The organism is Microbulbifer discodermiae, from assembly GCF_040742695.1.
In the GTDB taxonomy this organism is placed as follows: Bacteria; Pseudomonadota; Gammaproteobacteria; order Pseudomonadales; family Cellvibrionaceae; genus Microbulbifer.
Genome location: NZ_JBFLAB010000061.1, coordinates 1 through 22,854, shown reverse-complemented (window position 1 = coordinate 22,854; position 22,854 = coordinate 1). Strand labels below are relative to the sequence as shown.

Genomic DNA, 22,854 nt, shown 5'->3' with positions numbered 1-22,854 from the left:
CCGGGGAATGCCGGCGACGCTTCACGGGTTTCTTAGCAGGGATAATTTCACTCATATTAGGTGTCCACTTGTTGATAGGTGGACACCTAAATTACAGCGCAGAATTTGGCTTGGTAGATGAGTTTGCCGGACGCTTACGAATGAAGAAGGTTTTGGGTTCTTCCCTTCCATAGGATTTAAATTGACTTATTGAGCCTTTGAATACAAAGACATAGAGAAGGTTAGCGTAAACTGGAGATATGGATATGCTTCCATATCTCTAGGTTATCCAATGTCGAAAAAATATCCAAAGTGGCTTGATCTTTATCTTTGCTGCTTCAAACCAAATCCACCGTGAGCAGACAGATGGAAAAGCGGGCATTTCGCCCGCTTTTCCATGTTTCTTCCCATGAAGAGTTTTTTCGTGGTAAACCGGTTTCTACAGCCGGTTGTCAGTGATACGGTGCTGCAGAGCTCCGTCTCTAGGATTCATGAACTTCGCTGTAAGCGGCTTAAAGGCTACATGGGCAGTAATAAATCCTCTCAAAGCCGCTGGATCAGTTGATTTGAGACACTTAATACTGTGACGCACAGCCTGTTACCATTGTAAAGCGCCACCGGTTTGATATTCGATCACCCGGGTCTCAAAAAAGTTCTTCTCCTTGCGCAGATCCATAATTTCCGACATCCACGGGAAGGGGTTCTGTGCACCGGGGAACTGCTCCTTCAGGCCCAACTGACTCAGGCGGCGGTTGGCGATGAAGTGCAAATACTCCTCCATCATATTGGCATTCATACCCAGTACGCCACGGGGCATGGTATCGCGGGCGTAGGCCACTTCCAGTTCCATGCCCTCCAGAATCATTTGGGTTACTTCCCGCTGGAAGCTTTCGGTCCACAGGTGAGAATTTTCCAGTTTGATCTGGTTGATGACGTCGATACCAAAATTCAGGTGCATGGACTCGTCGCGCAGAATGTATTGAAACTGCTCCGCAACGCCAGTCATTTTATTGCGCCGGCCCATGGAGAGAATCTGGGAGAAGCCACAGTAGAAGAAGATACCTTCGGTAACTGCATAGAAAGCGATCAGGTTGCGCAGCAGTTCCTGGTCTGTCTCCATTGTGCCAGTCTTGAAATTCGGGTCACCGATGCCTTGGGTGTACTTGAGGCTCCAGGCGGCCTTCTTGGCCACTGAGGGTACCTCGCGGTACATGTTGAACACTTCGCCCTCGTCCATACCCAGTGACTCTACACAGTATTGGTAGGCGTGGGTGTGGATGGCCTCCTCAAAGGATTGGCGCAGGAGGTACTGGCGGCATTCCGGGTTGGTGATGTGGCGGTAGATGGCCAGTACCAGATTGTTGGCCACCAGGGAGTCAGCGGTGGAGAAGTAGCCCAGGGAGTATTCCACGATGCGACGCTCGTCCTCGGTCAGACCCTTGGGGTCTTTCCACATGGACACGTCTTTGTTCATGTTCACTTCCTGCGGCATCCAATGGTTGGCGCAGCCATCCAGGTATTTTTGCCAGGCCCAGTCGTACTTGAACGGCACCAGTTGGTTCAGGTCGGCGCGGCAGTTGATGATGCGCTTTTCATCCACCTGGATACGGGCTGCGCCCATTTCCAGTTCTTCCAGGCCGGGTGCTGGGTCCAGACTGTCTACGGCCGCTCGCGCGGCTTCCACTGCACTGGATTGGGCCGCAGGCGGCGCCGGAGTACTCGAAGTTTCACGGGAAACTGCGGGCGGAATGACTTCCTGCTGCCGCCGCTCCGGCGCCGGTCGCGGTTTGGTTGCCGTTTGGGGAGGTTGGGGCTTTGTGTCGAGATCGTCCCAGCTAAGCATATCGTTGCCTTCCGTTTATCGATACAAGCAGTGCCTGCTCGTATCCGCGTGTTCATATTGAGGCGCTGTTGCGGTTTTCGCGCCTCTTTCCCGAATGTCTCTATCAATCCGACGGGCAGTTAGATCGCCGAATCGATAGTTGCGGCTTCCGCTGCCTATGCAGACTGTGCCGCTTGTGGTTTTGTACTCTGTTCCGGCTCCGTTTTGGTTGTGCCAGATCAATGGTTCGCTCTTCTGTGTTTTATTTTCTGCTGTAGTTTCTATTTACCTGCCGCCTGCTGTCAGTTTCCGCCCCTTCGGGTTCGCAACCGAGCCCCGGTTCGCATACTGCTTTTCCTGTTTCCTGCACGAGAAGACAGGGCGTACCGGGGCCGGTGCGGCTGGTCTGACCCACTCAAGTGGTCATGACGCTCTCCCCCGAGAGTTCTTGTGTGGCCCGAAGATCAACCAGTTTGGTTGCTACCTGGCGATTTCCATTTCGGCCACTGGCGTGTTGTGACTGCTGTCGACTGGTTTGTTCTCCCTTATTTGGGCGAGCTGTGTCGTCCGTCTACTGGCAGGCTTCACAGTCCGGGTCGTCCAGGGAACAGGCATTGGGCACTGCCGCCGGAACCGCTTCTTCTTGCGGCGCCGCCATTGCCGCGCTGGAGGCGGCACCGGCACTAACCGCGTTCAGGGTGCCGGCGTCCACAGTGGATTTTTCCGTGGAGGTCGCGGCGAGTGCGCGCAGGTAGTAGGTGGTTTTCAAACCGCGATACCAGGCCATTCGATAGGTCAGATCCAGTTTGCGGCCGTCCGCACCGGCGATATATAGGTTGAGTGACTGAGCCTGGTCGATCCACTTCTGGCGACGGCTGGCGGCGTCTACGATCCAGCGCGGCTCGACTTCGAATGCGGTGCGGTATCTGGCTTTGAGATCCTCCGGTACACGGTCAATTTTCTGCACCGAGCCCTCGTAATACTTCAGGTCGTTGACCATCACCTGATCCCACAGGCCTCGATCCTTCAGATCGTGGACCAGATAGGGGTTCACCACGGTGAACTCGCCGGACAGGTTCGATTTAACGTACAGGTTTTGGTAGGTGGGCTCGATGGACTGCGAAACCCCGGTGATATTGGCGATGGTTGCAGTGGGTGCTATTGCCATCACATTGGAATTGCGCATGCCCTGGGCTTTGACCTTGTCGCGCAGGCTGTCCCAATTCAACGAGCAGCTGGTGTCCTGTTCGATAAACTGTTCACCGCGCTGCTGGCTCAGGATTGCAATGGAATCCAGCGGCAGTATGCCTTTGCTCCACAGGGAACCATCGTAGCTCTGGTACTTGCCGCGCTCCGCCGCCAGGTCGCAGGAGGCGCTGATGGCCTCGTAACTGATGGCCTCCATGGTGGTATCCGCAAAGGCAACTGCGCCTTCACTGGCATAGGCGATACCGGCCTTGTACAAAGCATCCTGAAAGCCCATCAGACCCAGGCCCACTGGCCGGTGGCGCATATTGGACTGGCGCGCTGTATCCACCGAGTAGTAGTTGATATCGATTACATTGTCGAGCATGCGCACGGCGGTCTTTACGGTGCTGGCGAGTTTGGCGCGGTCCAGCTGGCCGTCGTCACTGATGTGCTGGGCCAGGTTTACGGAACCCAAATTGCACACGGCGATTTCATCACCGGCGCTGGTGTTCAGCGTGATTTCGGTGCACAGGTTGGAACTGTGTACCACGCCCGCATGCTGCTGTGGATTGCGCAGGTTGCAGCTGTCTTTAAAGGTGATCCAGGGGTGGCCGGTCTCGAACAACATTCCCAGCATCTTGCGCCACAGGTCTGCGGCGCGGATCTTTTTGTGCAGCTTCAGGCTGCCTTCTGCGGCCAGTTGCTCGTAGTGGGTGTAGCGCTGTTCAAAGGCGGTGCCGAACAGGTCGTGCAGGTCGGGACAGTCCGCCGGCGAGAATAGGGTCCACTCTCCGTCTTCGAACACGCGCTTCATGAACAGGTCCGGTACCCAGTTGGCGGTGTTCATATCGTGGGTGCGGCGGCGGTCATCGCCGGTATTCTTGCGCAGCTCGAGAAATTCCTCGATATCCAAATGCCAGGTTTCCAGATAGGCGCACACTGCGCCCTTGCGTTTGCCCCCCTGATTGACGGCCACGGCTGTGTCGTTGGCCACTTTCAGGAAGGGGACCACGCCCTGGGATTTGCCGTTGGTGCCTTTGATGTAGGATCCCAGCGAGCGCACCGGAGTCCAGTCATTGCCCAGGCCGCCGGCCCATTTGGACAGCATGGCATTGTCTCGAATTGCACCATAAATACCGTGCAGATCGTCCGGTACCGTGGTGAGGTAGCAGGATGACAACTGCGGGCGCAGGGTCCCGGCATTGAACAGGGTAGGGGTAGAGCTCATATAGTCGAAGGAGCTCAGCAGGTTGTAGAATTCAACAGCGCGTTCGTTTTTGTTGTCTTCGTTGATGGCCAAACCCATGGCGACACGCATAAAGAAAATCTGCGGCAGCTCGAAGCGGACGTCGTCACTGTGCAGGAAATAGCGGTCGTACAAAGTCTGCAGGCCCAGGTAGGTGAACTGGTGATCGCGCTCGGGTTTTAGCGCTTCGCCCAGTTGCGCCAGGTCGAACTCGGCCAGGGCCGGATCCAGCAGTTCCAGTTCAATACCTTTGCTGACGTAGGCGTTGAGCGTCTTGCCGTAAAGATGTTCCATCTCGTGCTGGGTGGCGGTGTCGGCCACGCCGAGGAAGCGCAGTGCCTCGCTGCGCAGGTTATCCAGCAGCAGGAAAGCCGTGGCATAGGTGTAGTTGGGCTCCTGCTCCACAAGGGTGCGTGCGGTGATGACCAGGGCTGTATTGATATCGGCCTCGGAGACGCCGTCGTAGAGGTTTTTCAACGCCTCGCTCAGAATGGCCTCGCTGTCTACATCTTTCAGGCCTTCGCAGGCTTCGCGGACAATAATGCGCAGCCGCTCCATGTCCAGCGACGCCATGCTGCCATCCCGCAGTTTCACACGGATGCTGGGGTGAAGGTCCACCGATGGAGTGGTTTGGCGCTGAGTTTTCTGCGCGCGCAGGCGGGCGCGCTCTTCGCGGTAGAGGACATAGTCGCGGGCGACCTTGTGTTCGCCGGAGCGCATCAGTGCCAGTTCCACCTGGTCCTGGATCTCTTCAATATGGATGGTGCCGCCGGAAGGCATACGGCGCTGGAAGGTGGCACTGATCTGTGCCACCAGTTCTTCAACCTGCTCGTGGATCCGGTTGGAGGCGGCGGCGGTGCCGCCCTCTACGGCGAGAAACGCCTTGGTAACAGCAAGGGAAATTTTACTGTCGTCATAGGGGACTACAGTACCATTGCGCTTGATTACACGAATTTGCCCCGGCGCAGTGGCTGCGAGGGTGGAGGCACTGCCGGATTGTTCCCTTGAAGTGCTCTGATCGGCCAAAGGCACGGGCTGAGAGAGCCCTGTCTCTGTGTGCATGAAAGTCTCCGCAAGATGAGTAATGGTTGCCCGCTGTTACCCGCTGGTGTGCAGGCTTGCGTCGCGGAACGTGTCCTTCGTTTTTCCGCAGTTTCCCGCTGGCGATTGCCGGGGAAGCGGTACAGGCCGCTCAGTTGCCGGTGTTTTCCCCGAAAGTAATGCCGGCTTGTGCCTGCGGCGGAGAATCCTTTCCGCCTGTCACCTCGGAATTTGCTCTGAAAAGCTGTTCCTGGCATATGGCGCCGAATCGCGCCGCAACGTGCGAACCCACCCCATCGGCTCGGGGCATTTTCGGCTCGCACCCCAATATATTGGGGTCGTCTGTTGACTGGACAACAAGATAATGCGGTCAGGGGACCATTTCAAGCAGAATAAGCTTGGGGGGAGCTGTGGATAATGTGTGGGTAGGTCGCTTATGTCAGTAGCCACTTTGCCGCAAGTGCCCGTGGTTGCTGAGGGCGTTTCGGGGCAGTCAGGGGAAAGCCCCGGATTACCCCCTTCTAAGAATATTTTTTAATAGTAACCAGGCCCTAAATTAAGTGGAGCAATAACCCTTTTGCATTGATTAATCTTTAATCTAAATAGTACCCAAATGCCAACTTCATGGCGTCTTTCAATTCTTTTCGAGTATATAAACTGCCCTGGAAAGGGCGTTGTAGGATGGCGTTAATATGCTTCCTCGGTTCACCTGGGTGTTCTTTATGTGGGTTTGGTGGCTTTTGGCCCCACCGGTTTGCGACCTGTAGGATCTGGCAATTGTTAACCCGGCAATTTATCGAGTTGCCGGGTTAATAGTGGGCTGCTGGAATCAGGTTTTACCTGCAGCCCGCTGTCCGGAAAAGGTAATTTCGGGCCGCAAAACCAGCGGTAGCGGGGCTATCTCAGTTAGTGCCAACAGGCCCTAGCTGCCCTGTTCCTGCAGGAACTCCATCAGCGCCTTTTGCGCGTGCAGGCGGTTTTCTGCCTGGTCCCACACCACAGCGATGGATTCGTCTTCCAGTAACTCGGCGCTCACTTCCTCGCCCCGATGCGCGGGCAGGCAGTGCATAAATACCGCGTCGGTATTTGCGTGTCCCATCAGCTCGTGGTCTACCAGAAACCCTTTGAACGCTTCGATGCGTACCAGTTGCTCTGTCTCCTGCCCCATAGAGGCCCACACATCGGTGGCGACCCAGTCGGCTCCGCGCACGGCATCCTCTGGCTTGCGCAGGATGGTGACGCTGTCTCCCGCCGCGGCGACGATGTTTTCGTCGGGCTCGTAGCCCTCGGGGCAGGCGATACGCAGTTCAAAATCACACAGGCGCGCCGCATTGATGTAGGAGTGACACATATTGTTGCCGTCACCGACCCAGGCCACTACCTTGCCCGCGGGGCTGCCCCGGTGCTCGACGTAGGTTTGGATGTCGGCCAGCAGCTGGCAGGGGTGGAAACTGTCTGACAGGGCGTTGATCACCGGCACCCGGGAGTAGGCGGCAAAGCGCTCCAGTACATTGTGGCCAAAAGTGCGGATCATCACCATGTCCACCATGCGCGAGATCACCCGGGCGCTGTCTTCAATTGGCTCGCCGCGACCCAGCTGGGTGTCGCGCGGGGACAGGAACAGTGCGGAGCCTCCCATCTGCGCCGTGCCGGCTTCGAAGGATACCCGGGTGCGGGTGGAGGACTTTTCGAAAATCATCCCCAGCACCTTGTCGCGAAACGGCTCAGTGGTAATTCCCTGGGCGCGCAGGGCTTTGAGTTCTATCGCGCGTTCGGTAATACCGCGGAGTTCATCCGCGGATAAATCCATCAGGGACAGGAAGTGTCTTGTGGCCATGGGTTGCTATTCTCCACCGGTACTTCCGGCAAATTTTTGTATCAGATCGGCGACGGTGTCGCCGATGTAGTCGCATTCGGTATCGCTGAGGATCAGGGGCGGCAGCAGCCGCACCACTTTGTCCGCGGTAACATTGATCAATAGCTGGCGTTCGCGCGCGCGGGCCACCAGTTCCGCGCAGGGCCGGTCCAGTTCAATGCCGACCATCAGTCCGCTGCCGCGGATATCCGTTACTGTGGGACAGTTGCCGAGGTGGTTTCGCAGGCGGTTTAGCAGGCGCGCCCCGAGCGTTGCGGCGCGCTCCACCAATTGTTCCCGCTCCAGCGTCTCCAGTACTGTCAGGCCCGCGCGGCAGGCCAGCGGATTGCCACCAAAAGTGGAACCGTGGCTGCCGGCGTCGAACAGTCGCGCCGCAACACCGCGGGCCAGGCAGGCGCCGATGGGTACGCCGTTGCCCAGACCCTTGGCGGTGGTCACTACATCCGGCAGTATACCGGTATGTTGATAGGCGAACAGCTTGCCGGTGCGCCCGTTGCCGGTCTGGATCTCATCCAGCATCAACAACCACTGGTAATGGTCACACAGTTCGCGCAGTTTTTGCAGAAAACCCGGTGCCGGGATACGGATGCCGCCCTCCCCCTGGATAGGTTCCACCAACACGGCGACGATATCGTCACGACTCGCAGCCAGCCGCTCTATTGCTGCCGGATCGTCAAAAGGTACACGCAGAAAACCCTCGGGCAGAGTGCCGAACCCCCTCTGGATTTTTTCATTGCCGGTGGCGGTCATGGTGGCCAGGGTGCGGCCGTGAAAGGCATTTTCCATCACCAGGATATGCGGGCTGGGCAGTCCGCGCTGGCTGCCGAGGCGGCGCGCCAGTTTGATGGCAGCTTCGTTGGCCTCAGCCCCTGAGTTGGAAAAAAACACATTGTCCAGGCCCGACAGATACACCAGCCTGTCGGCCAACTGCTCCTGTGGCGGAAGGTTGTACAGATTGGATGCGTGCACCAGGGTCTGGGCCTGATCCGTGAGGGTGGCAGTGACTGCCGGGTGGCAATGGCCCAGTCCACATACGGCGATACCGGACAGGGCGTCCAGATACCGCCGGCCGGTATCATCCCACACATAACTGCCGGCGCCCCTGACCAGGGTCAGGGGCCTGTCGCCGTAGTTTTCCATCAATGCGGAGGTGGCCACTTTTTGATCTCCCGGGGTCCTGGGTTTGTTTAAAATCGCAGAAAATTCTGTTTTGTGCTGTCTCTTCCGCAGCTTTTCCTGAAAATGGCAATAATACCATATAGTTAATAGTGCGCCAGATACCTGTTGGACGAAAATTCGCCTTTTCGTATGCGGCCTGTCGCTGGGGTACAATGCCGCCCCGAGTGCCAGGCCCGCCGCCCAAAGGCACGCACCCATCTAACGGTTCTACTACCCGAGGTTAGACATCTCTATGGATACACTGGAGAACATCAGGCAGCAGATTGCCGACAACAGGATCCTGCTGTACATGAAAGGCAGCCCCAACGCCCCCCAATGTGGCTTTTCCATGCGCGCCTCCCAGGCATTGATGGCGTGTGGCAAACGCTTTGCCTATGTGGATATCTTGTCCAATCCGGAAATTCGCTCCGAGCTGCCCAAGTATGCCAACTGGCCGACTTTCCCACAGCTGTGGGTGAACGGCGAGTTGATCGGCGGTTGTGACATCATTATGGAGATGTACGAGAAAGGCGAATTAAAGAGCCTGGTGGATGAGGTTTCCACCGCAGGTGAAGGTGAAAGTGGCGACTGACAGGTTGCTTAAAAAAACTTTGCCCGGCTTTTTTCAGCCCTGGTTTGTGGCGCATGCCTGCAAATCCTTGGCGACAAACCAAGCCGTTACCGACCTGATTTAGGAGCCGAATATTTTGTTAGGGATAGCAACCTGCCAGGCGTTGTATTAAAGCAAAAAACCGCGGTATTACCGCGGTTTTCTTCTGGCAGGTTGTTGAAAAGGCATCTTGCCTGTGTCAAAACCCGAATAGGGAAAAATGTGTTTTTCACTATTCTCCGAAAATCAATGAGTTAGGCATCGCCAATTTTGCCGGAATATTCATATTCCGGTAGCAGGCTGTTAAAACCCTTCGAATTTCAACAGCCTGCCAGGCATTGCATTTAATCCGAAGCTTTTTCCATTTGCGTTTGCAGGTAATTCTGCAGGCCGACGCGATCGATCAACTCCAGTTGGGTTTCCAGCCAGTCCACATGTTCTTCCTCGGACTCGAGAATGTCCTGCAGAATTTCGCGGCTGCGGTAATCGCGTACAGACTCACAGTAGGCGATGGCGTCGCGCAGGTCCGGGATGGCTTTGGATTCGAGTTTTAGGTCGCATTTGAGCATTTCCTGAGGATTTTCCCCGATCAGCAGCTTGCCGAGGTGTTGAAGATTGGGAATGCCCTCCAGAAACAGGATGCGCTCGATCAGCCAGTCGGCGTGCTTCATCTCATCAATGGATTCGTCGTACTCTTTTTTGCCCAGTTCTTTCAGCCCCCAATTGTCATACATGCGGGCATGTAAAAAATACTGGTTGATGGCTACCAGCTCGTTGCTTAAGGCCTTGTTCAGATGTTCGATAACTTTGGGATCGCCTTTCATCGCTTTCGCTCCTGTGCGCCCGCAGGTATCTATTTTATCCGCGGGTCATTCCTAAAACTTCTAATATGGCGTCCTGCGTAGCGCGAAATTTCTTTGGGGTAATTCGCTGATCCGCAGTTTGAGGCCACGAGTTTGCGTCGCGATGGCTGGCAAGTCAAGCGCACTTGAAGCCTGCAGATAATGGGTTTAAAGCAAACTTGGAGCTGAAGCCAAACGAAAATGATTCCGTTTTATAAGCCTGTTTTTTTCTTGATTGCGTCTGTAAGCCACCTTTTTTAGGAGTCGCCAATTGCGGGTAAAAACACCGGCGGGATTAATCCGATACGTCTTCTATTTTCTGCGGTGGTTTTGGACTCATCGGTGGAGCGGCGCGCAAATATTTCGCTTTAAGGAAAGTTGCAAACAGCGCCGCGAAGGCCGGTGCCTGCGGATGGAGCCTTTAGGGCACTGTCGTGACATTGTCGAGGGGACCTTCAAGGCGCAGCAGCGGATAGCGGGAAGAGGGGCAGTGCCATTGGTTAACGCCCTGCACGCAGTTTTCTGTTGGCTGGGGGTGTGTGGGGAAGAGTGCCGAGGCTTGGGCAGGGAAATCTGTGGGGCTTTCTCAGGCGTTGAAATTCGAAGAATTTCAACAACCTGCTATAGAGCGTAATGGGCGGCCGGCAAAGATCAGCCGGCCGGGTAGAAGAGGCCGTCGTTGTTGGCGGACATCAGGCTGCCAGTCATAGCGTCATCGATAATTTCCTGGGCCAGTTCGGCGCAGCGGCCACACTGGGAGGAGACCCCCAACTGGTGACGGAGTGCTTTCACCGAAGTGGAACCATCATAGATGGCTTCCTTGATCTGGCGGTCGGTGATGCCTTTACAAATACATACGTACATAGTCGGCCGAGTCCAGGAGCAGAAATTGAGTAAATTTAAGGCTGCGCAGATCTTATTACAAGTGAGAATGAGTGTCAATAAGATTTCGTTGTCGCCTGAGTTTGATTCTAGTGACCCATCAAACCAATTGCCCGGGTTCTCTCTGACCGAAAAGTCACCAAAAGTCCGGCTTCACTATCGTCGTCGCTATCGACATGATTTAAAAAATTAATAGGACGGATAGGGTGGCGTGTGTATCATAGTCGGCCGCTATCGAAAACTATTCACTTTATAGCGACTGTGTATAAATTGATCACTGCAGCAGGGCCCCGGGCTGGGAGGCGATGATTCGCCACAGAGCCCGGGGCCCTGCTGTTATTTTGTTTATTTAACCAATCATTGGAACGAGGAGGTTCTTATGGCAGTTCTGGTAGGCAAACCGGCTCCGGACTTTACTGCGGCTGCGGTGCTGGGTAATGGCGAGATTGTTGACAGCTTCAACCTGGCTGAAGCCATCAAGGGCAAGAAGGCAGTGGTATTCTTTTATCCGCTGGACTTCACCTTCGTCTGTCCTTCCGAGTTGATCGCCTTCGATCATCGCTTTGAAGAGTTTCAAAAGCGGGGCGTGGAGGTGATCGGTGTTTCCATCGACTCCCAGTTCTCCCACAACGCCTGGCGCAACACTTCGGTGAATGAGGGCGGTATCGGTGCGGTCAAGTACACCCTGGTGGCCGACCTCAAACACGAGATCTGCCAGGCCTATGACGTAGAGGCGGAGGCTGGTGTCGCCTTCCGTGGCTCCTTCCTGATCGACGAAGAGGGTGTGGTCCGCCACCAGGTGGTCAACGACCTGCCACTGGGCCGCAACGTCGACGAAATGCTGCGTATGGTTGATGCGCTGGCGTTCCATCAGGAACACGGTGAAGTCTGCCCGGCGGGCTGGCGCGAAGGGGACAAGGGAATGAGTGCCTCTCCACAAGGTGTGGCCGATTACCTGAGCGAGAATGCGGACAAGCTGTAACACCACAGCTGACCACAAGGCCATTTAGGGTACCGGAAGTGCCTGGCCATTCAGGTTCCAAAAGACCGCCGTAAGGCGGTTTTTTGTGCCCGCAAAAGCGGTCAGGTACCAACGGTCGGTGCGGTGGGCGCGGATCTGGAGGAAGAGAGGCAGCAGGGCCATGCCCGCCGGGGTTTCTGACCCAGGGCGTGGTACAGGAGGCGCGAGAGAATTTTTTCGCAGGCTGCTAGTCTTACTGTCATGTGTAGTGTTGCCGGGGCGGCGTGAAGTACGGCATGAAAGTGTTATTTCCCCTTATTGTATTCGCCCGCCGACGCTGGTGCGGAATCGGGCGGGTTTGCCTGGTGTTGTTGCTCTGTGGTGCCGGTCCGCTTGTGAGCGCGGGGGATCTGCGCGGCAGTGCCAAGGAATTTGACCGCTACTTCCGCCAGTTGCTGAAAAAACAGAAGATCCCGGGTGCGGCCTATGTAATCGTGGACGGAGACCAGGTAGTCGCCATGGACACCTATGGCGTCAAGGTCCAGGGCAAGCGGGACAAAGTCGATCTGGATACCGTGTTCCGGCTGGCTTCAGTCTCCAAGACGTTTGCTGCCAGTATGGCCACGGTACTGGAGCACGAAAAGAAATTCGACTGGGATGACCGGGTGGTGCGGTATGTTCCCGAACTCCGTTTCAAGACCCGTTCACTGTCGCGCCAGTTGCAGGTGGAGCATCTGCTCAGCCACTCCTCGGGCCTGACCCCCAACGCCTACGACGACTATCTGGAAGCCAACAAGCCGCTCAGCAAGATTCTGCCCAGGTTTGCCGATATAGATCCGCGCTGTGCGCCGGGCAAATGCTACGGCTACCAAAACGTCTTGTTCAGTCTGATCGAGGACGTCATTTTCAAAGCCACCGGTGTCAGCTATGAGCAGCAGCTGCAGGAGCGCTTCTTTGCGCCGCTGAAGATGGCGAATGCATCGGTCGGCTGGGAGAGTTTCATGGCCGCCACCAACCGCGCGGCACCGCATATCCAGACCGGTAAGGGCTGGCGCCCGGTGAAAGTGCGGAAGGAGTACTATCTCGCTGCGCCCGCCGCCGGCGTCAACGCCAGTATTGCCGACATGGCCCAGTGGCTGAAGGCGCAGATGGGTTACTACCCCAAGGTGCTGTCGCCGGAGGTCATCGACGATATGACCACCGAGCGGGTGGAGACCAAGCGCCACATGCGTCACCGGATCTGGCGCGATCACCTGTCCCACGCCGGTTATGGCTTGGGCTGGCGGTTGTACACCCTGGGTGACGATCGCATCATCTACCACGGCGGCTGGGTGGCAGGGTTCCGCGCGGCGGTGGCCTATTCCGAGAAGCGCAAGGTGGGCATCGTTATTCTCATGAATGCGGAATCCCGGGTAATCGCCGACCTCACCGCCAATTTCGTGATCGACATTACCGGCAATGGCCGGCTGGCGCAGGCGATCGCCGCGGCAAAAAAAAGCCCCTGATGAGCTCATCTTCGGCGCCTGGCGCTTGAAACCATCGCCGGCGACCCAATATTGCCCCCTGTTACGAACTCATTGACAGGGGAGACAAGTTCCATGACCGTCGAGGCCCACAATAAAGAGAGCCACGGTTTCCAGACCGAAGCCAAGCAGCTGTTGCACCTGATGATCCACTCGCTCTACTCCAACAAGGAGATCTTCCTGCGCGAGCTGGTTTCCAATGCCTCCGATGCCGCCGACAAGCTGCGTTTTGAAGCGCTGGCCAAGCCCGAGTTGCTGGAAGAGGACCCCGAACTGCGAATCCGCATCGAGTTCGACAAGGACGAAGGCACCATCAGTGTCACCGATAATGGCATCGGTATGAGTCGCGACGAGGTGATCGAGAACCTGGGCACCATCGCCCGTTCCGGCACCGCCAAGTTTATGCAGACCCTCACCGGTGACCAGCAGAAGGATGCCCACCTGATCGGGCAGTTCGGGGTGGGCTTCTACTCCGCCTTTATCGTTGCCGACCGGGTGGATGTCTATACCCGCCGCGCCGGTGCCGATGCCGACCAGGGGGTGCACTGGGAGTGCCACGGCGAGGCCGAGTACAGTGTGGAAACCGTGGAGTGGCCACACCGGGGAACCCGAGTGGTGCTGCACCTGAAGGAGGACGGCAAGGAGTTTTCCGACGGCTGGCGCCTGCGCTCCATCATCAAAAAGTATTCCGACCATATCTCCATTCCCGTGGAGATGCTGAAAGAGCAGCCGCCCGCGGCCCCCGCCGCCGAGGGCGAAGAGGAGAAGAAAGAAGAGCCGGTACCCGAGTTCGAGGCGGTCAACGCGGCCCAGGCGCTGTGGACGCGCCCGCGCAGCGAGATCAAGCCCGAGGAGTACAAGGAGTTTTACAAACACATCTCCCACGACTTCGACGACCCGCTGAACTGGAGCCACAACCGGGTGGAAGGCAAGCAGGACTACACCAGCCTGCTGTTTATCCCCGCTCGCGCCCCCTTCGACCTGTACCAGCGGGACGCCGCCCGCGGCTTGAAACTCTATGTGCAGCGCACCTTTATCATGGACGACGCCGAGCAGTTTTTACCGCTGTACCTGCGCTTCGTCAAAGGGGTGCTGGATTCCAATGACCTGCCTTTGAACGTATCCCGGGAAATCCTGCAGAAGGACCGCAATACCGACGCTATCAAGAGCGCCCTGACCAAGCGCGTGCTGGATATGCTGGACAAGCTGGCGAAAAAGGATGCAGAGCAGTACCAGAAATTCTGGGATCTGTTCGGCAACGTCATGAAAGAGGGTCCCGCGGAGGATTTTGCCAACAAGGAGAAGATCGCCAAGCTGCTGCGCTTTGCCTCCACCCACAACGACGAGCCCAAGCAGGAACAGTCCCTGGAGCAGTATGTAGAGCGCATGAAGGAGGGGCAGAAGCATATTTACTATGTGGCCGCCGACAACTTCGCCACCGCCAAATCCAGCCCCTATCTGGAAGTATTCCGCAAAAAGGGTATTGAGGTATTGCTGCTCACCGACCAGGTGGACGAGTGGTTTATCGGCCATATGAACGAGTTTGATGGCAAGCCGTTCCAGGATGTGGCCAAGGGCGCTCTCGACCTGGGCGAGGCCGAAAGCGAAGAGGACAAGGCCGAGCGCGAAGAGGCGGAGAAGTCCGCCGGCGCGCTGGTCGAGCGGGTGAAAGAGGTGTTGAAAAGCCGTGTCGAGGAAGTGCGCGCCACCACCCGACTGGTTGACTCCCCCGCCTGTCTGGTCGTGAGCGATCAGGATATGGGGCCGCAGATGCGCCGCATCCTCGAGCAGTCGGGGCAGTCGCTGCCGGACGCCAAGCCGATCTTCGAACTCAACCCCAACCACCCGCTGGTGCAGCGCCTCGATCAGGAGCAGGACGAGGACCGGTTCGCCGATCTCACCAACATCCTCGTGGACCAGGCCAATCTGGCCGCCGGCAACCAGCTGAACGACCCGGCGGACTATGTGCGCCGTCTGAACACACTGTTGCTGGAGTTGAATGGCTAAAAAAGCCATCGAACTGTTGCAGGCGGCCTTTGGCCGCCTTTTTTGTGCATTTTTTCTGCTGAAGATTTGTACGACCTGATGAAAATTTGGTGTGGTTTGATCGCCAAATAGCCGCAATGTGTATTATCTCCCTCAGTGCGTTGGGCTGGCCTCTGAGTCCCCTTATAATCCGCCCACTGAGAGAATTTGTCCCCACTATTTCCCGGTTTCGTATGACACAGACGGAAACTTCTTCACCTCTCGCCATCGCCGTCCTGGGCGGAGGCAGTTTTGGTACCGCGATCGCCAATATTGTCGCCGGCAACGGCCACGACACCCGCCAGTGGATGCGCAATCCCGACCGGGCGGAGGCCTGCCGCCAACTGCGCGAGAACCGCTACTACCTGCCCGGCGTGCCACTGCACCCGGAACTCGAGGTCACCAGTGAGCTGGAACAGGCCCTGCAGGGCTGCCGCATAGTATTCGTGGCAATCCCCAGCAAATCCTTCCGCGAGGTGGTGCGGCAGGCGGCACCGCTGCTGGCGCCGGGCACTTTGCTGATTTCCACCACCAAGGGTGTGGAGCACGACAGCTTCCGCCTGATGAGCGATATTCTGCGCGAGGAGACCAGTGAAATGCGCGTGGGGGTGTTGAGCGGCCCCAACTTCGCCAAGGAGATCGTCGAGGGCCACTATACCGCCACCGTGGTTGCCTCGGAGGACCCGGAGCTCTGTGACAGCATTCAAACGGTCCTGCACTCGGAGACTTTTAGGGTTTACTCCAGCGGTGACGTCTTTGGTGTCGAACTGGCCGGGGCGCTGAAAAATATCTACGCCATAGTCACCGGCATGGCCGCGGCCCTGGAGCGCGGACAGAACACCATCAGCCTGCTTATCACCCGCGCCCTGGCCGAGATGATGCGCTTCGCCGAGGCTATGGGTGCGGACCCGATGACATTTATCGGCCTGGCCGGCGTTGGCGACCTGATCCTGACCTGCTCCTCCGACCTCAGCCGCAACTACCGGGTGGGATACCTGGTGGGTCGCGGGCGCCCGTTGGAGGAGGCCGTCGCAGAAATCGGTCAAGTTGCCGAAGGAGTGAACACCGTTCGTCTGATTAAACGCAAAGCAGATGAATTAGGCGTCTACATGCCCTTGGTTTCGGCGATTCACGCCATATTATTTGAACAGCGCCAGATACCCGCGGTGATCCGCGAGCTGATGTCCGGCGCTCAGACCTTTGATGTGGCCTATTCGGCAAAACCTTGATGGAAGCATGCACATGGACAATGAAAAACTGAAACAAAACCTCACTTCCGGCAACCACTGGATTCGCCTTTTGTACATGATACTGTTCGCCGTTCTGCTGGAAATCACCGGCCTGGTGATGCTGGCAGTGGTGGTGCTGCAGTTCCTGTTTTCGATTTTCACCGGCGCGCCAAATGACAACCTGCGCCGCCTGGGGGACCAGATAGCCTCCTATTTTTTCCAGACCCTGCAGTTCATGGTCTACAACACGGAAGACAAGCCCTTCCCATTCTCCGAATGGCCCGAGTCGGACATCGACGATCTGTCCCGCTACGGCAATGCCCAGGAGATCGATGGCGAAGTCATCGCCGAAGCCGGGGAAGAGGATGAGGTCATCGAGCTGGGCGACGACAAGCCGGAAGCGGACAAGCGCAGCGGTGATACCAAGTCCGACAGCGGCGACGCCGACAAGAGCCAGTAGCCGGTCCGGTTTCGGAGGTCAGCCATGCAACTGTTTATCCTGCGCCACGGCCAAGCGGAGCCACTGGAGCTGGATGACGCCGCGCGCCAACTGACCGAGCGGGGCCGCGCCCAGGTGAATTGGGTCTGCGATCGGCGCCGGCACGAGCTGGCCTCGGTGCGCACCATCTGGGCCAGCCCCTACCAGCGCGCGCGGCAGACTGCACAAATTGTCGCCGACCACCTGCAACTGCCGGTGCACATCCAGGAGCTGCTGACCGGCGACACCCCGCCACAGCGGGTTCTGGAGGCCCTGGCCGGGGCCGGTCCCTTTCCCCTGCTGCTGGCCAGCCATCAACCTCTGGTGGGCAGCCTCGTCAACGGGCTTTGTGGCAGTGGCGGCGCCCACCCCATGGGCACCGCCAGTCTCGCCTGTTTGAGTGCCGATGTCTGGGCAAACGGCTGTGCCGGGCTGAACTGGCTGCAACACCCTGAACCCTGAGCGCTCCCATCATTTCCATCAGCGCCGCTGAACCGCATTGTCATTGCCGCTGGGGCGTCGCTGCGGCAGCATCCAGTCGGTTTCTTTTGAGTGTTGCCGGTTTATGACGCAGTCCCCCCGTGAGCTTGTCCTGGAGTTCGATCGCAAGGCCATCGCCGCACGACAGTGGGGCCCTATAGACGGCGTTCCCGTCATCGCCCTGCACGGCTGGCTGGATAATTGCGCCAGTTTCGACCGGCTGGCACCACTGTTGCACGGGGTCAAACTGATTGCGGTGGACATGGCCGGCCACGGCCGCAGCTATCACCGCAGCAGGGATGCCAACTACAACATCTGGGAGGAAGTAGAAGATGTAGTGGGCATCGCTCAGGCCCTGGGCCTGCGCCGCTTCTCCCTGCTGGCCCACTCCCGCGGCGCCATTGCCGCCATGTTGACCGCCGGTGCCTTCCCGGATCGCGTGGAGCGGCTCGCCCTGATCGACGGGCTGGTGCCCCCGCCCATAGACAGTAGTGAGGCACCGCAGATTCTCGCCCACGCCGTGGCCCAGCGCACCCGCTACGGTGCCCGTAAACCGCGGCGGTTCGACAGCCTTCAGCAGGCAGTGGAGGCGCGCAGGAAGGGCATCTTTCCGCTCTCCGAACAGGCGGCGCAGCGCCTCACCGAGCGGGGCACAAAAGCGCTGGATGATGGCTTCTCCTGGAGCAGCGATCCGCGCCTCATGGCCACCTCCACCGCCAAGCTCACCCGGGACCAAGTGGCCGCGTTTCTGGACTGCACCCGGGAAGTACCCATTCGCCTGGTACTGGCCAGGGACGGGATCGCCGACATGATCGAGCGGCTGCGGCCGCTGCTGGAGCGGTATCCCCATATCGCTGTACAGGAAATGGCCGGAGGACACCATTTGCATATGGAAGCGGCGGGGGCCAAGGCTGTAGCGGATTGGTTTGGCGCTTTTTTGCGTGGTGAAGAGGGCGGGCAATAAAGGTTTATCGGGGTTGTCCGTTGATAGTGCGAACGAACCCTAAAACGGCAGCCGCTTGGAGTAGCAGTTGGGGTCCATCTCCCGCACCTCCACCGTGACCGCCGGCACCCCATCGGCGAATTGGCACAGGCAGTTGAAAATGGATGAACTCAGAGCCTCGCGCTCCCGGTCACTGAGACCTTCCAGCAGGCGGATTTCGGCGTGAATAAAACAGCCGCCGTTGTCGCCGGCGATAAACTGCCGGTAGGGCAGGGCGCGGGTCTTGATGGTGTGTGCGGCGAAGAGTCCCGAGTGATCCATCGCCTGCTGGGCGTTGCTCACCAGAGCGGCGATGGAAACCCGCTCTTCCAGCTTCTGCGCGTATTCGATCACCAGGTGGGGCATGAGCTTACTTTCCTGCCGGGGCGCTGGCACGCCACTTTACTGTACCAGACAGTATAGCCCCTAGCGGATCAGGGACAGGAACTCGTTGCGGGTCGCCTGCTGGCTGCGGAAAGAACCCAGCATGGCAGAGGTTTTCATCACCGAATTCTGCTTTTCCACCCCGCGCATCATCATGCACATATGCTTGGCTTCAATGATCACTCCCACTCCCGCGGCACCGGTGACTTCCAGGATCGACTGCGCGATCTCCACCGTCAGTTGCTCCTGAATCTGCAGGCGCCTGGCGAACATATCCACGATGCGCGCCACCTTGGACAGGCCCACCACCATGCCGTCCGGTACATAAGCCACATGGGCCTTGCCGATAAAAGGCAGCAGGTGATGCTCGCACAGTGAGTAGAGCTCGATATCCTTGACCAGCACCATCTCGCTGCAATCCGATGGAAACAGCGCACCATTGACCACTTCCTCCACCGTCTGATGGTAGCCCCGGGTCAGGTATGCCATCGCCTTGGCGGCGCGTTCCGGGGTATCCACCAGGCCCGGACGTTGCGGATCCTCGCCGATTGCCTCGATAATTCGCGCATAGTGTTCGTTCATCTGGTCCTGCTTCCAATTTTTCGGCCCGAGAGGCGGGTGCGCTACCCTAAGCTTTTGTCACCCTGGAGTAAAGGTCCGCCGTCGAACCGGCCGGCCGCAGACTCAGTGGCACAGGGTACAGCCGGGTGGATTTGGGGTCGAACCGCAACAATTGGGGATAAGAGTGATGATAGAGAAGCGCGAGGCCAACCTGCACGAGCTTTGCACCCTGCTGGATTTCGTCCGCTGGGGCGCCAGCCGCTTTGCCGAAGCCGGCCTTTATTTCGGCCACGGCACCGACAACGCCTGGGACGAAGCCCTGCTGCTGGTGATGCACACACTGCACCTGCCCCCGGACAGCAAACCTGAAGTGGCCCAGGCGCGTCTGACCATGGACGAGCGCCGCGAAGTCATGGCGCTGCTGGAGCGGCGCGTCCACGAGCGATTGCCCGCGCCATACCTCACCCATGAAGCCCACTTTGGCGGCCTGACTTTCTACGTGGACCACCGGGTGCTGGTGCCCCGCTCGCCGATCGGCGAGCTGATCAGCCGCGACTTTCAGCCCTGGCTGCAAGTGGAGCCGCTGTCCATCCTCGACCTCTGTTGCGGCAGCGGCTGTATCGGTATCGCCTGCGCCGCCGCCTTCCCCGGCGCGCGGGTGGACCTGGCCGACATTTCCAGCGATGCAGTTGAAGTGGCCCAGATCAACATCAATCGCCACCAGCTCAACGAGCGGGTGCGCGCCCTGGTCTCCGACCTGTTTGCCGGCCTCGAAGAGTGCAGCTATGAACTGATTGTGTGCAATCCACCCTATGTGGATGCGCAGGATCTGGCCCGGATGCCGGCGGAATACCGTGCCGAACCGGAGATAGCACTGGGGTCCGGTGACGACGGACTCGACTTTACCCGCCGCCTGTTGTGCCAGGCCGCCGAGCATTTGCAGCCCGACGGCATACTGGTGTGCGAAGTGGGCAACAGCCGGGAAGCGCTGGAGCAGGCTTTCCCCCAGGTGCCCTTCCTGTGGCCGGAATTCGAGCAGGGGGGTCACGGTGTCTTTGTTATCAGCCGCGAAGAGCTGCTGGCCTATCAGCCCTATTTCACCGCCGGATAGAATTGTATTTGGCCACCGGAACCCCGAGCGCAGCGGGGTTCGCTCCTCTATAATGCGCCAGCGGCTGCACATTCCCATTTAGCCGCCACTTACGGAATTGATTTATGTCGGGCAACACCTTTGGCAAATTGTTTTGCGTCACCACTTTCGGCGAAAGCCACGGCCCAGCACTGGGTTGCATCGTCGACGGCTGCCCCCCCGGCCTGGAGATCAGTGTCGAAGAGATACAGGTAGAGCTGGACCGGCGCAAGCCCGGCACCTCCCGCTATACCACCCAGCGCCGCGAGGCCGACAATGTTCAAATTCTCTCCGGCGTGTTTCAGGGCAAGACCACCGGCACCCCTATAGGGCTGCTGATTGAAAACACCGATCAGCGCTCCAAAGACTATACCGACATCGCCGAACAGGTGCGCCCCGCCCATGCGGACTACACCTATTGGCAAAAGTACGGAGTGCGCGACTATCGTGGCGGTGGCCGCGCCTCGGCGCGCGAGACCGCCATGCGGGTCGCCGCCGGTGCCATCGCCAAGAAGTGGCTCAAACAGCGCTACGGCATCCAGGTGCGCGGCTACTTGTCCCAGTTGGGGCCCATCAAAGCCGAAAAGCTCCAATGGGATCAGGTTGAGCAGAATCCATTTTTCTGCCCCGATGCCGGCAAGGTGGCGCAGATGGAAGCCTATATGCAGGCGCTGATCAAAGAGGGTGACTCCATCGGCGCGCGCATTTCAGTACACGCCTCCGGCGTGCCCGCCGGCCTCGGCGAGCCGGTATTTGACCGTTTGGATGCAGACCTGGCACAGGCGCTGATGAGTATCAATGCGGTAAAGGGTGTGGAAATCGGGGCCGGGTTCGCCAGTGTGGAGCAAAAGGGAACCCAGCACCGGGATGAAATCACCCCCGAGGGCTTTCTCTCCAACAATGCGGGCGGTGTACTCGGCGGCATCTCCAGTGGCCAGGAAATCATCGCCCATATCGCCCTCAAACCCACCTCCAGCCTCCGGATTCCCGGCCGCAGCATCGATGTTCATGGCAACCCCATCGAAGTGGTGACCAAGGGCCGCCACGACCCCTGCGTCGGTATACGCGCGACTCCCATCGCCGAAGCCATGGTGGCCCTGGTGCTGATGGACCACACACTGCGCCAGCGGGCCCAGAACGGTGATGTGGAGCCAGGGGTCGCCACTGTCGGTTGAAGTACAGGCGGTCGGGGATAATAAAGTCCTCGAGCATTGGTATTATTCCGTTAAGGCAGTAGGTATTGCTGCGTACGAAAGCCTGAAGTCTCCGAAAGTAAGTTTTGGTGGAAGCAATGAATAGATGGATACTGCTGCTTGGTACTTTTATGGTCGCTTCTTTTAAATGTGTTGGTAAGGAGCGTAATGATGTAAGCTTTGAAGGATTAATTGCTAAACACTGCAAGGTTCAAAGTGCTCAATTTCTTAGTAAAGAGGTTTGTAATCTTGAAGAGTTGGAAAATGATGTAAAAAAAATTTTTCTGGATGAGGGGCATGGTAAAGAGCTTAGTGCAACTCAATTGGAAATTTTGGTTTTAAAATTAGGAGTGGACGACTATTCTTTAGTTTTAGCAGATAAATACAGATCCGAAGGTAGTCCGTGTGAGGCAAAGAATGTCGTCGATGCTATGTTGAATCAAGACTCAGCATATTTGTATACACAAGGAATATATTATTATCAGGGTGTTTGTGTTGAGCCTGATCTAGAAATTGCTTATTCATTCTTTCAAAAAGCTGCGAGAATGGGACATTTAGATTCGGCATATAATATTGCTTTGATGAATTATTTTGGAAAGGGAGTTGAGCAAAATATTAAGTTTTCTGCGGAACTATTTGCGATTTTGTCTGCTTTTGAGCATGCTAAATCAAAAAATTTTGTGAATTATTTAATAGACAATAATTACGCTGATCGAAAAAATTTTTCTGACGCCGTAACTTCGAGAAAGCCCTTATATGAATTAAATAAAAAGCGTGATTCTAAAGTGATTTTAGCGGGAGATCAGCTGAAGAGATTTTTGTTAGAAAATGATATTAATGAACCTATCCTCTTTGATTCCTTGCTAGCCCCTATAGATATAAATGAAAATAAAAAATAAATTTAGAATTTTAGAGGCGAAGTAAAATTTTGATGCTATTTTCTTTGCGGTCTATGTTCAAAATTCTGTGTCAGCCAAACAGCCCCATAGGCTGATGTATTTCTCTAATCGTTCCGGGAGATGAGTGGCTGATTTCGATACAGGCCAATCGACCTCTTCAGCAACTCCGCCTCTTGCCCCCATGATACTTATAACAAAAGCACCTTTTTTAGCTTGGCTCTTGCCTAGGGCCTGTTAACACTAATTAGCCGGTCAGCGATCAATGAAAAGTTGATGAAGAACTTAAAAACGACATCCAACTTATCAAATCGACTAAATATTCTTCGGAAACCTTTCAAGCGGCGAAACAGACGCTCTACTTCATTT

At 57.0% G+C, this 22,854-nt stretch carries 18 protein-coding genes and 1 pseudogene; 11 read left to right on the top strand and 8 right to left on the bottom strand.

Annotated features, from left to right (window positions below):
- Positions 1–577 precede the first annotated feature (577 nt).
- From AB1S50_RS16800 to AB1S50_RS16785, 4 genes are all read right to left on the bottom strand, one after another.
- Positions 578–1,822 (bottom strand): ribonucleotide-diphosphate reductase subunit beta, encoded by a 1,245-nt coding sequence (locus AB1S50_RS16800; RefSeq protein ID WP_367152196.1) that lies wholly within the window; start codon positions 1,820–1,822, stop codon positions 578–580.
- Positions 1,823–2,372: 550 nt separating this feature from the next.
- Positions 2,373–5,297, bottom strand: a complete 2,925-nt coding sequence (locus AB1S50_RS16795; protein ID WP_367152194.1) for a ribonucleoside-diphosphate reductase subunit alpha — start codon at positions 5,295–5,297, stop codon at positions 2,373–2,375.
- A gap of 901 nt (positions 5,298–6,198) precedes the next feature.
- The gene (argF, locus tag AB1S50_RS16790) at positions 6,199–7,113 is read right to left on the bottom strand and encodes an ornithine carbamoyltransferase (RefSeq protein WP_367152193.1); all 915 of its coding nucleotides are present in this window, start codon (positions 7,111–7,113) and stop codon (positions 6,199–6,201) included.
- Between the two features lie 6 nt (positions 7,114–7,119).
- The gene (locus tag AB1S50_RS16785) at positions 7,120–8,310 is read right to left on the bottom strand and encodes an aspartate aminotransferase family protein (RefSeq protein WP_367152191.1); all 1,191 of its coding nucleotides are present in this window, start codon (positions 8,308–8,310) and stop codon (positions 7,120–7,122) included.
- 253 nt (positions 8,311–8,563) lie between these two features.
- Here AB1S50_RS16785 and grxD point away from each other — a divergent pair, with 253 nt between their 5' ends.
- A complete protein-coding gene (gene grxD, locus AB1S50_RS16780; RefSeq protein WP_367152189.1) occupies positions 8,564–8,902 on the top strand; it encodes a Grx4 family monothiol glutaredoxin in 339 nt (112 codons plus the stop codon).
- Positions 8,903–9,264: 362 nt separating this feature from the next.
- Here the strand turns inward: grxD and bfr are convergent, their stop codons facing one another.
- Both bfr and AB1S50_RS16770 read right to left on the bottom strand, forming a co-directional pair.
- A complete protein-coding gene (gene bfr / locus AB1S50_RS16775; RefSeq protein WP_367152187.1) occupies positions 9,265–9,744 on the bottom strand; it encodes a bacterioferritin in 480 nt (159 codons plus the stop codon).
- Between the two features lie 669 nt (positions 9,745–10,413).
- On the bottom strand, positions 10,414–10,626 hold the full coding sequence (locus AB1S50_RS16770; protein WP_367152186.1) for a bacterioferritin-associated ferredoxin: 213 nt from the start codon (positions 10,624–10,626) through the stop codon (positions 10,414–10,416).
- Positions 10,627–11,023: 397 nt separating this feature from the next.
- Between AB1S50_RS16770 and AB1S50_RS16765 the strand changes: the two genes are divergently transcribed.
- From AB1S50_RS16765 to AB1S50_RS16735, 7 genes are all read left to right on the top strand, one after another.
- Positions 11,024–11,626, top strand: coding sequence for a peroxiredoxin (locus AB1S50_RS16765; RefSeq protein ID WP_367152185.1), 603 nt, complete (start codon positions 11,024–11,026; stop codon positions 11,624–11,626).
- Between the two features lie 275 nt (positions 11,627–11,901).
- The gene (locus tag AB1S50_RS16760; protein ID WP_367152183.1) at positions 11,902–13,110 is read left to right on the top strand and encodes a serine hydrolase domain-containing protein; all 1,209 of its coding nucleotides are present in this window, start codon (positions 11,902–11,904) and stop codon (positions 13,108–13,110) included.
- Positions 13,111–13,203: 93 nt separating this feature from the next.
- Positions 13,204–15,135 (top strand): molecular chaperone HtpG, encoded by a 1,932-nt coding sequence (htpG, locus tag AB1S50_RS16755; RefSeq protein ID WP_367152181.1) that lies wholly within the window; start codon positions 13,204–13,206, stop codon positions 15,133–15,135.
- A 212-nt stretch (positions 15,136–15,347) separates the two neighbouring features.
- Positions 15,348–16,382: an NAD(P)H-dependent glycerol-3-phosphate dehydrogenase gene (locus AB1S50_RS16750; protein ID WP_367152179.1), complete on the top strand. Its 1,035-nt coding sequence runs from the start codon at positions 15,348–15,350 to the stop codon at positions 16,380–16,382.
- 13 nt (positions 16,383–16,395) lie between these two features.
- Positions 16,396–16,842, top strand: a complete 447-nt coding sequence (locus tag AB1S50_RS16745; RefSeq protein WP_367152177.1) for a DUF4389 domain-containing protein — start codon at positions 16,396–16,398, stop codon at positions 16,840–16,842.
- A 24-nt stretch (positions 16,843–16,866) separates the two neighbouring features.
- Positions 16,867–17,322: a phosphohistidine phosphatase SixA gene (sixA, locus tag AB1S50_RS16740; protein ID WP_367152176.1), complete on the top strand. Its 456-nt coding sequence runs from the start codon at positions 16,867–16,869 to the stop codon at positions 17,320–17,322.
- A gap of 103 nt (positions 17,323–17,425) precedes the next feature.
- Entirely contained in the window at positions 17,426–18,304 is an 879-nt protein-coding gene (locus AB1S50_RS16735) for an alpha/beta fold hydrolase (protein WP_367152174.1), read from the top strand.
- 39 nt (positions 18,305–18,343) lie between these two features.
- Here the strand turns inward: AB1S50_RS16735 and AB1S50_RS16730 are convergent, their stop codons facing one another.
- Both AB1S50_RS16730 and folE read right to left on the bottom strand, forming a co-directional pair.
- Entirely contained in the window at positions 18,344–18,688 is a 345-nt protein-coding gene (locus AB1S50_RS16730) for a 5-carboxymethyl-2-hydroxymuconate Delta-isomerase (RefSeq protein ID WP_367152173.1), read from the bottom strand.
- Between the two features lie 60 nt (positions 18,689–18,748).
- A pseudogene (gene folE / locus AB1S50_RS16725) lies at positions 18,749–19,291 on the bottom strand (GTP cyclohydrolase I FolE); the annotation flags it as partial.
- Positions 19,292–19,454: 163 nt separating this feature from the next.
- Here folE and prmB point away from each other — a divergent pair.
- The 3 genes from prmB to AB1S50_RS16710 all read left to right on the top strand — a co-directional run bounded on the left by prmB (position 19,455) and on the right by AB1S50_RS16710 (position 22,488).
- Positions 19,455–20,378, top strand: coding sequence for a 50S ribosomal protein L3 N(5)-glutamine methyltransferase (prmB, locus tag AB1S50_RS16720; RefSeq protein ID WP_367152197.1), 924 nt, complete (start codon positions 19,455–19,457; stop codon positions 20,376–20,378).
- A gap of 104 nt (positions 20,379–20,482) precedes the next feature.
- Entirely contained in the window at positions 20,483–21,571 is a 1,089-nt protein-coding gene (aroC, locus tag AB1S50_RS16715; protein ID WP_367152172.1) for a chorismate synthase, read from the top strand.
- Positions 21,572–21,687: 116 nt separating this feature from the next.
- Positions 21,688–22,488 carry a tetratricopeptide repeat protein gene (locus AB1S50_RS16710; RefSeq protein ID WP_367152170.1) on the top strand — a complete coding sequence of 267 codons (801 nt, stop codon included), beginning with the start codon at positions 21,688–21,690 and terminating at the stop codon, positions 22,486–22,488.
- The last annotated feature ends 366 nt before the right edge of the window (positions 22,489–22,854 follow it).